The 12,241-nt window shown below is 71.3% G+C and carries 11 protein-coding genes; 10 read left to right on the plus strand and 1 reads right to left on the minus strand.

The window, feature by feature from the left end; translation table 11 throughout:
* Together ACTB72_RS03990 and der are read left to right on the plus strand one after the other, a co-directional pair.
* Positions 1-1,081, plus strand: a 1,081-nt coding sequence (locus ACTB72_RS03990) for an outer membrane protein assembly factor BamB family protein (protein WP_463035693.1), incomplete at its 5' end; no start/stop codon positions are given.
* Positions 1,082-1,202: 121 nt separating this feature from the next.
* Positions 1,203-2,651: a ribosome biogenesis GTPase Der gene (gene der / locus ACTB72_RS03995; protein ID WP_463035694.1), complete on the plus strand. Its 1,449-nt coding sequence runs from the start codon at positions 1,203-1,205 to the stop codon at positions 2,649-2,651.
* A 30-nt stretch (positions 2,652-2,681) separates the two neighbouring features.
* On the opposite strand, the gene ACTB72_RS04000 is transcribed toward der, so the two are convergent.
* Entirely contained in the window at positions 2,682-3,020 is a 339-nt protein-coding gene (locus ACTB72_RS04000) for a GIY-YIG nuclease family protein (RefSeq protein WP_463035695.1), read from the minus strand.
* A 92-nt stretch (positions 3,021-3,112) separates the two neighbouring features.
* Between ACTB72_RS04000 and ACTB72_RS04005 the strand changes: the two genes are divergently transcribed.
* The 8 genes from ACTB72_RS04005 (at position 3,113) to ACTB72_RS04040 (ending at position 12,187) form a co-directional block, all read left to right on the plus strand.
* Positions 3,113-4,132, plus strand: a complete 1,020-nt coding sequence (locus tag ACTB72_RS04005; RefSeq protein ID WP_463035696.1) for a DUF2239 family protein — start codon at positions 3,113-3,115, stop codon at positions 4,130-4,132.
* Between the two features lie 48 nt (positions 4,133-4,180).
* Positions 4,181-5,527, plus strand: a complete 1,347-nt coding sequence (gene trkA, locus ACTB72_RS04010; protein ID WP_463035726.1) for a Trk system potassium transporter TrkA — start codon at positions 4,181-4,183, stop codon at positions 5,525-5,527.
* 15 nt (positions 5,528-5,542) lie between these two features.
* The gene (locus ACTB72_RS04015; RefSeq protein ID WP_463035697.1) at positions 5,543-7,054 is read left to right on the plus strand and encodes a potassium transporter TrkG; all 1,512 of its coding nucleotides are present in this window, start codon (positions 5,543-5,545) and stop codon (positions 7,052-7,054) included.
* Positions 7,055-7,229: 175 nt separating this feature from the next.
* The gene (hfq, locus tag ACTB72_RS04020; RefSeq protein ID WP_463035698.1) at positions 7,230-7,472 is read left to right on the plus strand and encodes an RNA chaperone Hfq; all 243 of its coding nucleotides are present in this window, start codon (positions 7,230-7,232) and stop codon (positions 7,470-7,472) included.
* Between the two features lie 10 nt (positions 7,473-7,482).
* Complete coding sequence (hflX, locus tag ACTB72_RS04025; RefSeq protein WP_463035699.1) at positions 7,483-8,856, plus strand: GTPase HflX; 1,374 nt, start codon at positions 7,483-7,485, stop codon at positions 8,854-8,856.
* Between the two features lie 127 nt (positions 8,857-8,983).
* Positions 8,984-9,766 carry a DeoR/GlpR family DNA-binding transcription regulator gene (locus tag ACTB72_RS04030; protein WP_463035700.1) on the plus strand — a complete coding sequence of 261 codons (783 nt, stop codon included), beginning with the start codon at positions 8,984-8,986 and terminating at the stop codon, positions 9,764-9,766.
* On the plus strand, positions 9,763-10,893 hold the full coding sequence (locus tag ACTB72_RS04035) for an ABC transporter ATP-binding protein (RefSeq protein ID WP_463035701.1): 1,131 nt from the start codon (positions 9,763-9,765) through the stop codon (positions 10,891-10,893). Before ACTB72_RS04030 ends, ACTB72_RS04035 begins: the two co-directional genes overlap by 4 nt.
* A gap of 28 nt (positions 10,894-10,921) precedes the next feature.
* Positions 10,922-12,187 carry an ABC transporter substrate-binding protein gene (locus ACTB72_RS04040; RefSeq protein WP_463035702.1) on the plus strand — a complete coding sequence of 422 codons (1,266 nt, stop codon included), beginning with the start codon at positions 10,922-10,924 and terminating at the stop codon, positions 12,185-12,187.
* Positions 12,188-12,241 lie beyond the last annotated feature (54 nt).

The raw sequence follows: 12,241 nt of genomic DNA on the forward strand, positions 1-12,241 counted from the left end.
CGCGGCGCCCGCCGCGCTGAGCCTCGCCTGGCGCGTCTCGGCCGGACCCGGGACCGAGGACCGGCTGACCGACTCAGGCCCCGTGATCGCCGGCGGCGCGGTCTATCTGCGCGACGGCGAGGCGGGCGTGCGCGCCTACGACGCGGGCACCGGCGCGCGGCGCTGGTCGGTGGATCTGACCCCGGAGGGAGAGCGGTCCGACATCGGCTTCGGCGGCGGGCTCGCGGTCGCGGGCGACCGGGTCTACGTCACCAACGGCTTCGGCATGGTGGCGGCGCTGAACGCGGCCGACGGCGCGGAGATCTGGCGTCATCGGGTCCAGGCCCCGATCCACTCGGCCCCGGCCGTGGCGGGGGGCATGGTCATCGTCGTCTCCCGCGACAACAAGGCCGTGGCGCTGAACGCCGCCGACGGGACCGTGGCGTGGCAGAAGGACTCGGGGCTGAACCGCCAGGGCAATCTCGGCGGCGCGGCCCCGGCGGCCACCGACAACGTGGTGGCGCTGCCCTTCGGCTCGGGCGAGCTGATGCTGGCGCGCACCCCGTCGGGGGTGACCTTGTGGACCGCGACGCTGGTCTCGCCCGGCAAGGCCGAGGGCATGGCCGCGTTTCCCGACGTGACCTCCGCCCCCGCGCTGGGACCGGGGCCGTCGGTGGTCACGGCCAATGCCGGCGGGGCGCTGGCGCTCTTCGACGGGCGCAACGGGCGCCGGGTGTGGCAGCTGAACTTCGGCTCGCTCGCCCCGGTCTGGGAGGCGGAGGACACGCTCTTCGCCGCCACGTCCGAGCCGTCGCTGGTGCGGGTGGACATCGCCACCGGCGCGATCCTGTGGCGCACGCCCCTGACCGAGTGGGAGGATCCCGACGACCGCGAGCGGCCCATCGGCTATGGCGGGCCGGTGCTGGCCGGCGGGCGGGTGCTGGTCACCGCGTCGGACGGTCGTCTCATGGCCTTCGATCCGCAGACCGGCGCGGAGCTGGGCGTGATCGAGATGTCGGGCGGCTCGCGGACCGGGGTGGCGGTCGCCGGCGGCACGGTCTACGTGCAGACCGACGACGGGGACCTGCTGGCTTACCGCTGAGCGCAGGTTCATGATGGTTTGGCCGGGCCGCATCACGCGGGCCGGCCCTTTGCCTTTTTTCGGGGATGCGCGCGCGGCGCCGTCCCCCCTTGTGTCCGGCGATGCGCCGGGGAGACGCGGAATGTTCACGCTCGCGATCGTTGGGCGGCCCAATGTGGGCAAGTCGACCCTGTTCAACCGGCTGGTCGGCAAGCGTCTGGCGCTGGTCGACGACCAGCCGGGCGTCACCCGTGACCTGCGCGAAGGCGCGGCCCGGCTCGGCGACCTGACCTTCACCATCATCGACACCGCCGGCCTCGAAGAGGCCGACCCCGCCAGCCTGCCGGGCCGGATGCGCGCGCTGACCGAGCGCGCCGTGGACATGGCCGACGCCAGCCTCTTCGTGGTCGACGCCCGCGCCGGGATCCTGCCGCAGGACGAGGTCTTCGCCGACATCCTGCGCAAGAAGGGCGCGCGGGTGCTGCTCGCGGTGAACAAGGCCGAGGGGCGGCAGGGCGCGGACGCGTCCATGGACGCCTGGCGGCTGGGCCTGGGCCAGCCGATCCCGATTTCGGCCGAGCATGGCGAGGGCATGGGCGACCTCTACACCGCGCTCGACGCGCTGCGCGAAGAGCTGAACCAGCCGCTGCCCGACGAGGCGCGGGTCGATGTGGTGACCGATGTCGACGTGGTGCTGGAAGCGGGCGTGACCGCGGAGGATCAGGCGGCGCTCGACGACGCGTTCTTCGCGATCTCGGTCGAGCGGCCGGCGCAGGTGGCTGTGGTCGGCCGGCCGAACGCCGGGAAATCCACGCTGATCAACGCCATCATCGGCGATGAACGCCTGCTGGTCGGGCCCGAGGCGGGGATCACCCGCGACGCGATCTCGGTCCGCACCGACTGGGACGGCACGCCGATGCGGATCTTCGACACCGCAGGCATTCGCAAGAAGGCCCGGATCTCCGAGAAGCTTGAGAAGATGTCGGTTTCCGACGGGCTGCGGGCAGTGAAGTTCGCCGAGGTGGTGGTGCTGCTGCTCGACGCCGACAAGCCGTTCGAGACCCAGGACCTGCGGCTCGCCGATCTGGCCGAGCGCGAGGGCCGCGCGGTGGTGATCGCCATCAACAAGTGGGATCTGGTCAGCGAGACCGGCGCGCTGAAGCTGATGCGCTCGGAATTCGAGCGCCTGCTGCCGCAGCTGAAGGGGGCGCCGCTGGTGCCGGTCTCGGCGCTGCGCAAGGAGGGGCTCGACAAGCTCCGGACCGCGATCATCCGGGCGCGCGACAAGTGGCAGCTGCGCATCACCACGGCGAAGCTGAACCGCTGGCTCTACGAAATGACGGTGAACCATCCGCCGCCCGCGCCCGGGGGGCGTCGGATCCGGCTGCGCTACATGACCCAGGCGAAGACGCGGCCGCCGACCTTCATCGTGTTCTGCTCGCGCCCCGACGAGCTGCCCGACAGCTACAAGCGCTTCCTCGTCAACGGCTTGCGGCGCGACTTCAAGATGGAGGGGACGCCGATCCGCCTGCTGTGGCGCAAAGGCGAAAACCCCTACGAGGGCAAGGCCAAGGCCCGCAAGATCGGCTGATATTCTTGTTGGGGGGGGCGGCGGCCCCCCTCAGATCGTTCCGGCGCCCAGTTTGGTCGCCCAGGCGTCGCGCATCTCGCGCAGCAGGCGCTTTCTCGCGATGGCCTCGGCGTCGGCGGGCAACGTCTCCAACATCTCCCATTCGAACGACTCCGGCCCATGGGCGCGGAACGCCTCCGCCATTGCGGCATGGGGCGGTTTTCCCATGCGCAGGGTGAAGGCGGTGCGATTCTCCATCGCCGGCAGGTCGGGGGACGAACCGACCCAGGCCTCGCCCGACGGGCGGCAACGGAGGACGTAGGCGCCGGCGAGGGCCTTGCGCGCTTTCCAGCCGGCGGCGAGGGCGCGGCGGTCGGGGGGGACGGACATCGGCGGGGCTCCTTATTTTATCCGGGTTTAATTGACAGACCTGAGCGGGCGTGGTCAATGGCCAAGACGATCCGATCCAAAGGAGCCGCATGATGACCCGCCCCGACGCGACCACGCCGGCGACCGCCTTCTCCGAGGGGCGCCAGCTGGCCGCCGGGCCGCTGGGGCGCGTGGCGGTCGCGGTGCAGGCGGCGCTGGCGGGCGCGCCGGAGGCCGCGGCGCTGGTCTTCGACGACGCGACGGGCGCGGTCATCGACCTCGACCTGCGCGGCGGGCCGGAGGATGCGCTGGCGCGGCTCGCGCCCCCCGCGCCGGAAAAGCGGGGCAGGGGGCGGCCGAAGCTCGGCGTGGCGGCGCGCGAGATCACGCTGACGCCCACGCAATGGGACTGGCTGGCGGGGCGGGGGCGCGGCGCTTCGGCCGAGATCCGCGGCCTGGTCGATGCGGCAAGGCGCGCCGGCGCCCCCGATCCGCGCGCGGCGCAGGCGGCGGGATACAAGGCGATGGCGGCGCTGGCCGGCGACCTTCCGGGCTTCGAGGAGGCGTCCCGCGCGCTCTTCGCCGGCGACCGGGCGGCGATGGCGGGCCACGCTTCCGGCTGGCCCGCGGATATCCGCGCCTATGTCCTGCGGCTCGCCTTCCCGCCGGCCCCCGCCCGCCATGTCGAGCCGACCGAATCCGGCGGCGCCGCGCTGATGCGCCGGGCGCTCGGCGGGCCCGTCGACATGCTCAACCTGATGCGCTTTCGCGACGCGGCGGATTATTCGGCGCATCCGGAGCTCGCCCCCGAAACGCCGATCACCGGCCGCGCCGCCTATGCCCGCTACATGGCCCACGCGAAACCGTTCCTGGAGGCGTCGAGCGGCGAGATCCTGTTGATCGGCGAAGGCGGCCCGCCGCTGATCGGGCCGCAGACCGAGCGCTGGGATCTGGCGATGGTGGTGCGGCAGGCGAGCCTCCAGGGCTTCCTGCGGTTCGCGGATGATGCGGAATACCTCGCGGGCCTCGGTCACCGGACCGCGGCGCTGGAGGAATCGCGGCTGATCCCGCTCCGCCCGCTCGATCCGGAGGCCTGGATGCGGGATGCGGCCAGCGGCATCGCGGAGGTTTGACAGCGGCGCCCGCGCAGGTGCAGTCTCCGCCCGACCACGGCCGCGCGGATCTCGCGCGCGGCGTCGCGCCCGAGGGCCCATGAAGATCATCATCTGCGGCGCGGGCCACAGGATCCGGGTCTGGTGCGGCGCGTGACCGACAGCTTCGACGTGAACGGGGTGGTCGGCTTCGCCTCGCATCCCGACGTGCTGCGACGGGCGGGGGCGCAGGACGCCGACATGCTGATCGCGGCGACCTTCGCCGACGAGGTCAACATGGTCGCCTGCCAGGTGGCCCATTCGGTGTTCGCGGTGCCCCAGAAGATCGCCCGCATCCGGGCGCAGTCCTATCTGGCCCCGCAATGGGCGGACCTCTTCCGCCGCGATCACATGCCGATCGACGTGATCATCTCGCCCGAACTGGAAGTGGCGCGGGTGGCGATGCGCCGGCTGGCGAACCCCGAGGCTTTCGACATCGAGGATTTCCTCGACCACAAGGCGCGGCTGGTCGGCACGCGGCTGGATGAGAACTGCCCGGTGATCAACACGCCGCTGCGGCAGTTGTCGGAGCTGTTCTCGACCCTCAAGGCCATCGTCGTCGCCTATCGGCGCGACGGTCAGCTGCATGTGGCCTCCCCCCAGGACCAGCTGATCCCGGGCGACGAGATCTATTTCATCGCGGCGGCGGAGGATGTGAGCCGCACGCTCAGCCTCTTCGGGCGCGAGGGGCGCAAGATCGCGCGCGTGGTGATCGTGGGCGGCGGCAATGTCGGCCGTCAGGTCGCCCAGATGCTGGAGGCGCGGCCCGACCGGCCCCGGGTCAAGCTGATCGACCGCAACAAGGCGCGGGCCGAGGCGGCGGCGGAGGCGCTGGAGCGGACCATCGTGCTGCTCGGCGACGGGCTCGACCCGGTGCTGCTGGAGGAGGCGAATGTGCGCGACGCCGACGCCATCCTCAGCCTGACCGACGACGACAAGACCAACCTGCTGTCGGCCGCGCGCGGCAAGCAGGCCGGGTGCCGGGTGGCGATCGCGCTGGCGAACGACCCGAGCTGGTCGGAGCTGTCGGAGTCCTTGGGCATCGACGCCCTGCTGGTGCCCCGTGCGACGACCGTCTCATCCATCCTGCGCCATGTGCGCCGGGGCCGGGTGCGCGCCGTGCACGCGGTCGGCGACGCCGAGGGCGAAGTGATCGAGGCGCAGGTGCTGGCGACCTCGCCCATCGCCGGCAAGGCCTTGCGCGCCGCGGCCTTTCCGGAGGGCGCCATCGCCGGCGCGGTGCTGGGGCGCGACGGCCTGAAGATGCCCCATGGCGATCTGGTGATCCGCGAGGGCGACCGGGTGGTGGTCTTCGCGCGCCGCGACGTGGTTCGGGAGGTGGAGCAGCTCTTCCGCGTCTCGGTCGACTTCTTCTAGACGCCGGCCGGTCCGATGCGGCTGGGCGGATTTCCCGTTTTCCTGATCGTGGTCTTCGGGCTGGGGCTGCTGATGATGGCGCCCTCGCTGCAGGCGGCGCTGGAGCGGGACTGGCGGGCGTCGCGGCTGTTCCTGTTCTCGGGCCTCTTCGTGATGCTCTGCGCCGCAGCGCTGGGGATGGCGGCGCGCAAGGGCCAGATCGGGGTGCATGCGCGCGCGGAACTTTTGACCCTGCTGGGCGTCTTCGCCGCCGCCCCAGCCTTCGCCGCCGTGCCGATCGGACTGGTCGCCCCGGAACTGGGCTGGTCGGGCGCGTATTTCGAGGCGGTGTCGTGCCTGACCACCACCGGCGCGAGCATGATCATCGCCCCCGAAGCCGCCCCGCCGTCGCTGCATCTGTGGCGGGCGCTGCTGGGCTGGACCGGGGGCTTCGCGACGCTGGTCGCCGCGGTCGCCATTCTCGCCCCGCGGGAGCTGCTGGACATGCCGGGGGCGTCGCCGGTCGCGGCCGCGGGCCGGATCATGGCGCTGGGGCAGGGCGGGCGGCGCACGACGCGCGCGGCGCGGGCGCTGATCCCGGTCTATGTCGGGCTGACCGCGGCCACCGCCGCGGCGCTCGCCGCCGTCGGCACGCCGAGCTTCGCCGCGCTCTGCCATGCGATGAGCCTGATCTCGACCTCGGGCATCTCGCCCTTGTCGGGCGGGCTCGCGGGGCAGGGCAACCGGGCGGCGGAGGCGGTGGCGGTGGTGGCGCTGGTGCTGGGGGCCTCGCGCCTCACCTATGGTCGGCGCGGGCCGTCGGCGGGACCGGAGGCGGCGCATGACTGGCGGGGCGCGCGCAAGGACCCCGAGATCCAGCTGATGGTCATCGCGGTCGGCATCTCCACACTGTGGCTTTTCCTGCATGGCATCTGGGTGGAGGGCGGCTTCGGCGTCGCCAGCCGCGAGCCGGTCTTCGCGTTGCGCGCGCTCTGGGGCGGGCTCGTGACCTCGATCGGCGTGCTCTCGACCTCGGGGTTCATCTCGTCGGACTGGTCGGCGGCGGCGTCCTGGACCCAGGTGGAGGCGCCGGCGATGATGCTGATGGGCCTCGCCACGCTGGGCGGCGGAGTGGCGACGACGGCGGGGGGGGTGAAGCTGTTCCGCGCCTATGCGCTTTACCGGCACGGGGTGGGCGAGCTGGTGCGGCTGCCGCATCCGTCGCGCATGGATCTGGCGCGGACCGAGGGCGGGAAGCTGTCGCGCCGGGCCATCGTCAACGCCTGGGTCTACGTGATGCTATACATGGTGGCGCTGGCGCTGGCGCTGCTGGCGCTGACGCTCTGCGGGATGACCTTCGACGCGGCGATGGCGGCGGCGGTGGCGGCGCTGTCCAATACCGGGCCGCTGTTCCCGCTCGCCACCGGCTTCACCTATCCGGGATCCTCGGAGGCGGCGCGCGCGGTGATGATGGTCGCCATGGTGCTGGGTCGGATCGAGGTTCTGGCGGCCGTGGCGCTCTGCAACCCCGCCTACTGGCGCCGTTGACGCGACCGTGAACGGCGCCCTATGCGGAGCCGGTTCATTTCGCAGTTGCAGCAAAGCCCTTCATCCGCGATAAAGGCGGCTTCTGCCCGTTCCCGACCTCGTCGGGGGCGACGGACCCAAGAGGCGCCGCAGGCGTCCGACCCATAAGACTGAGCCCCAGAGAGGGAGCGAAAAAATGCCGGCCGAAAAGCAGCAGAACCTCCAGGACGCCTTCCTGAACCACATTCGCAAGAACAAGGTTCCGGTGACCATTTTCCTCGTGAACGGCGTCAAGCTTCAGGGCGTGATCACCTGGTTCGACAATTTCTGCGTGCTTCTGCGTCGCGATGGTCAGAGCCAGCTGGTTTACAAGCACGCGATCTCCACCGTGATGCCGTCGCAGCCAATCTCTCTTTACGAGCCCGAAGAGCAGGCGTAACGCATCGGGGATGACCCGAACCCATGTTCTGCATCCCGACCTGAAATCTCCGCGCCGCGACGACGCGCGACCGCCTGCGCGGTCGCTCGAAGAAGCCGTGGGTCTCGCCGCCGCCATCGAACTGGAGGTGGTGGCCTTCGACGTCGTGCCGCTCGCCAAGGCGCATCCAGGGCGTCTGTTCGGCTCCGGCAAGGTCGAAGAGCTGGGCGAGCGCTTCAAGGCGGCCGAGATCGAGCTGGTCGTCATCGACGGCCCGGTCACGCCGGTCCAGCAGCGCAACCTGGAGAAGGCCTGGAAGGTCAAGATTCTTGATCGGACCGGCCTGATCCTCGAGATCTTCGGCGAGCGCGCCCGGACCCGAGAGGGCGTGCTGCAGGTGGAGCTCGCCCATCTGAATTATGCGAAAACCCGGCTGGTGCGGTCCTGGACTCACCTGGAGCGTCAGCGCGGCGGCCTCGGCTTCGTCGGCGGCCCCGGCGAAACCCAGATCGAGGCGGACCGCCGGGCGCTGTCGGAGCGCATCAAGAAGATTGAGCGACGCCTTGAGACCGTTGTGAAAACGCGGGAATTGCATCGCGGCGCGCGGCGCAAGATCCCGTATCCGATCGTGGCGCTGGTCGGCTACACCAACGCCGGCAAATCCACGCTGTTCAACCGCCTCGCCGAAGCGGATGTGATGGCCGAAGACATGCTCTTCGCGACCCTCGATCCGACCATGCGCGAAGTTCGGCTGCCGTCGGGCCGCCGGGTGATCCTGTCGGACACGGTGGGCTTCATCTCGGACCTTCCCACGCAGCTGGTCGCGGCCTTCCGCGCCACGCTGGAGGAGGTGCTGGAAGCCGACCTGATCCTGCATGTGCGCGACATGTCCCATCCCGACGCGGACGCGCAGGACGACGACGTCGCCGCGGTGCTAGAGGCGCTGGGGGTCGGCGACGAACGTCGTTCGGCGATGCTGGAGGTCCGCAACAAGCTGGACCTGCTGGACGACGACGCGCGGATGGCGATGCTGAACCAGGCGGGGCGCAGCGCGCAGACCGTCGGCGTGTCGGCGCTGACCGGCGAGGGGATGAAGGCGCTGCTGGCGGTGGTCGATGCGCGGCTGGGAACGCATGAGGTGGAGCGGAGCCTGGAGGTTCCGTCCTCCGAGGGCGCGGCGCTGGCCTGGCTGCATGCGCATATGACGGTGGAGCGCGTCGAGAGCCTGGAGGCCGCGATGCGTCTCGACGTGCGCGGCGACCCGGAGGATTTCGGCAAGTTCTACAAGCGTTTCCCGAACGTTCCTCGCGATGGCTGGCCGACCGCCGAACAGGCCCGCGACCGGGTGCAGCAGGAAGAGGACGACGCCGAGTCCGGGGTCGCCTACGATCCCAGCCGCAGCTGAGCGCGCGCATCCGCGCCCGCCTCGGGCGCGGATGATCTTCATCCGAATGTCATCCGCCTGACATCAGGCCTTCAACGAACGCGCGCAGGTTTCGCTCGAGCCCCCGGATGGTTTCGAGAGAGCGCGAATGAACATGTCCCCCCGCCAGGAAGCCATCGTCACGCTGGCCCGCGATCAGGGCTTCGTGACGGTGGAGGTGCTGGCCGACCGCTTTTCGGTCAGCCCGCAGACCATCCGCCGCGACGTGGGGGCGCTCTGCGACGCGGGCCTTCTGCGCCGCCGGCACGGGGGGGTGGAGCGGGTCGAGGCGACGGTGAACCTCGCCTACGGGGCGCGCCGCCTGGCCCAGCCCGAAGCCAAGCGGCGCATCGGGGCGCTGGTGGCGGGGCTGATCCCCAACCGCGCTTCGGTGATGCTGAGCATCGGCACCACGCCGGAAATGGTCGCCTCCTGCCTGACCGAGCATGACGACCTGACGGTCGTGACCAACAACCTCAACGTCGCGATGATTCTCAGCGGCAACGTCTCCAACCGGATCTTCATTCCCGGGGGCATGCTGCGGCTGCCCGACCGCGACCTGCTCGGCCCGCAGGTGGAGGCGATGTTCGCCGGCTACCGCGCCGATTTCGGCGTGTTCGGCGTCGGCGGGATCGAGCCTGACGGCGTGCTGGTGGATTTCGACCGGGCCGAGTGCCTCGCCCGCGCCGCGATCCGGGCGAGCTGCCGGCGCGCGATCCTGGTGGCGGACCGCTCGAAATTCGCCCGCTCCGCCCCCGCGCATGAGGGCCGGCTGGAGGATGTCGACCTTCTGGTGCTGGACGGCCCGCCCGAGGGCGAGCTGGCCGCGCTGATCGCGCGGACCGGCGTGGAGACGCTGTTTCCGGAGATGACGGCGGAGGGCGCGGCATGACCGGCGCGCGCATCGAGCTGCAGGGCCTGTCGAAGCGCTGGAACGGCGCGGGTGTGCAGGCGGTCAGCCTCGACGTGCCGGCGGGGGCCTTCGTGGCGCTGCTCGGCCCTTCGGGCTGCGGGAAATCGACCACCCTGCGCATGATCGCGGGGCTGGAGACGCCGGATGCGGGCCGCGTGCTGATCGACGGGCGCGACATGACCGGGGCGGAGCCGGCGGCGCGCAAGCTGTCGATGGTGTTCCAGTCCTACGCGCTGTTCCCGCATCTGGACGTGGCCGAGAACATCGTCTTCGGGCTGAAGGTCCGCGGCGCCGGGCGGGCCGAGCGTGACGAAAGGCTGGCCCGCGCGCTGTCCCTGACCGGGCTGGAGGGGCTGGAGAAACGCCGCCCCGGCCAGCTTTCGGGCGGGCAGCGGCAGCGGGTGGCGCTGGCCCGCGCCGTGGTCGCCGATCATCCGATCTGCCTGATGGACGAGCCGCTGTCGAACCTCGACGCCAAGCTGCGCCAGTCGGTGCGCCGCGACATCCGCGCCCTGCAGCGGCGGTTGGGGATGACGGTGATCTACGTCACCCACGACCAGTCCGAGGCGATGAGCATGGCCGACATCGCCGTGCTGATGCGCGACGGCCGGATCGAGCAGGCGGGGCCGCCCGAGACGCTCTATCAGCGCCCCGCCACCGCCTTCGCCGCGGGCTTCGTGGGCGCGCCGCCGATGTCGCTGGTCCCGGCCGAGGCGCTGGTTCCCGGGCTGGGGACGGAGCTTCTGGCGGGCGTGCGGGCCGAGCATCTGGGCGTGGTCGCCCCCGGCGAAGGCCGGGCGCGGGCGCGGGTGGCGGATGTGGAGTTCCTGGGCTCGGAGAGCTTCGCCTCGGTCACGCTGCCGGGCAGCGGGGCGGAGGCGGCGCCGCTGATGGCGCGGCTCGACGGGCGCGCCGCGCTGGTCCCGGGCGCGGAGGTCGGGCTGATCTGGTCCGACGCCGACCTGCATCTTTTCGATCGCGCGAGCGGCCTGCGCCGCCCCGATCCCGACATCCCGGAGGCAGGTGAGCCGCGCGCCCCCGCCCCGGGCGCCGCGCCGGTCTCCGGCCCCGACGCTCCGGTCGCCGCCGGGCCGTCGTCGCATTGACCCATTCAACCGATCGAGGGACGTCTCCATGACCAGAATCGCCGCGCGGGCCGCGCTCGCCGCCGCCTGCCTTTTCGCCGCGCCCTCCGCCTGGGCCGCGGACGTGTCGCTGACCATGTATTACCCGATCGCCGTGGGCGGTCCGCTGACCGAAGTGGTCGACGGCATGGTCGAGGGCTTTGAGGCCGAGAATCCCGGCATCGACGTCACCGCCGTCTATGCCGGCAACTACGACGACGCCCGCGTGCGCGCGCTGTCGGCGCTCAATTCGGGCGAGCCGGCGCAGCTGGCCGTCATGTTCTCGATCGACGCCTATGACCTGCTGGAGCGCGACCTGATCGTGCCCTTCGACGAACTGGCGACCTCGGCCGAGGACAAGGCCTGGCTGGAGGGGTTCTACCCGGCGCTGATGGCCAATGGCGAGATCGAGGGCCATGTCTGGGGCGTGCCGTTCCAGCGCTCGACCATCGTGATGTATTACAACAAGGACATGTTCGAAGCCGCGGGTCTGGATCCGGAAAAGGCCCCCGAGACCTGGGACGAGACCATCGCCGCCGCCAAGGCGCTGACCCATGACGGGACCTGGGGCCTGATGGTGCCGTCGACCGGCTATCCCTACTGGATGTTCCAGGCTTTCGCGATCCAGCAGGGCGTGGAGCTGATGGGCGCCGACGGGACCGAGACCTATTTCGACGACCCGCGCGCGGTGAAGGCGCTGGAACTGTGGCGCGATCTGGCCGTCACCGACAAGGTGATGCCCGAGGGCGCGATCGAATGGGGCACGCTGCGCCAGGCCTTCCTGCAGGGCCAGACCGCGATGATGTGGCATTCGACCGGCAACCTGAGCGCGGTGCGCAAGGGCGCCGAGTTCGACTTCGGCGTGGCGATGCTGCCCTCGGCCGAGCGGGCGGGCTCGCCCACGGGCGGCGGGAATTTCTATGTGTTCAAGAACGCCTCCGAGGAAGAGCGCGCCGCGTCCCTGAAGCTGATCCAGTACATGACCGCGCCGGAGCGCGCCGCCGCCTGGTCGATCGCCACCGGCTATGTCGGCGTCAGCCCCGCCGCCTACGAGACCGAGGCGCTGAAGACCTACGCCGCCGAGTTCCCGCCGGCGCTGGTCGCGCGCGATCAGCTGGAAGTGGCCGTGCCCGAGTTTTCGACCTTCGAGACGGCGCGGGTGCGCGAGGCGCTGAGCAACGCGGTCCAGGCGGCGCTGACCGGAACCAAGACCCCGGCCCAGGCGCTGGCCGACGCCCAGGCGGAAGCCGAGCGTCTGCTCAAGCCCTACCGCTGAGCCGGGCCATCCGACGGGCCATGCGCCCCTTCGCCCGGAGGCGGCCGCGCGCCG

The sequence above is a fragment of the Albimonas sp. genome (assembly GCF_055129145.1).

Coding starts and splice junctions, on each gene's coding strand:
- ACTB72_RS04035 (WP_463035701.1), top strand. CDS start 9,763: ATGACCGGCGCGCGCATCGAGCTGCAGGGCCTGTCGAAGCGCTGGAAC.
- ACTB72_RS04015 (WP_463035697.1), top strand. CDS start 5,543: ATGCGGCTGGGCGGATTTCCCGTTTTCCTGATCGTGGTCTTCGGGCTG.
- ACTB72_RS04005 (WP_463035696.1), top strand. CDS start 3,113: ATGACCCGCCCCGACGCGACCACGCCGGCGACCGCCTTCTCCGAGGGG.
- hfq (WP_463035698.1), top strand. CDS start 7,230: ATGCCGGCCGAAAAGCAGCAGAACCTCCAGGACGCCTTCCTGAACCAC.
- der (WP_463035694.1), top strand. CDS start 1,203: ATGTTCACGCTCGCGATCGTTGGGCGGCCCAATGTGGGCAAGTCGACC.
- ACTB72_RS04030 (WP_463035700.1), top strand. CDS start 8,984: ATGAACATGTCCCCCCGCCAGGAAGCCATCGTCACGCTGGCCCGCGAT.
- hflX (WP_463035699.1), top strand. CDS start 7,483: ATGACCCGAACCCATGTTCTGCATCCCGACCTGAAATCTCCGCGCCGC.
- ACTB72_RS04000 (WP_463035695.1), bottom strand. CDS start 3,020: ATGTCCGTCCCCCCCGACCGCCGCGCCCTCGCCGCCGGCTGGAAAGCG.
- ACTB72_RS04040 (WP_463035702.1), top strand. CDS start 10,922: ATGACCAGAATCGCCGCGCGGGCCGCGCTCGCCGCCGCCTGCCTTTTC.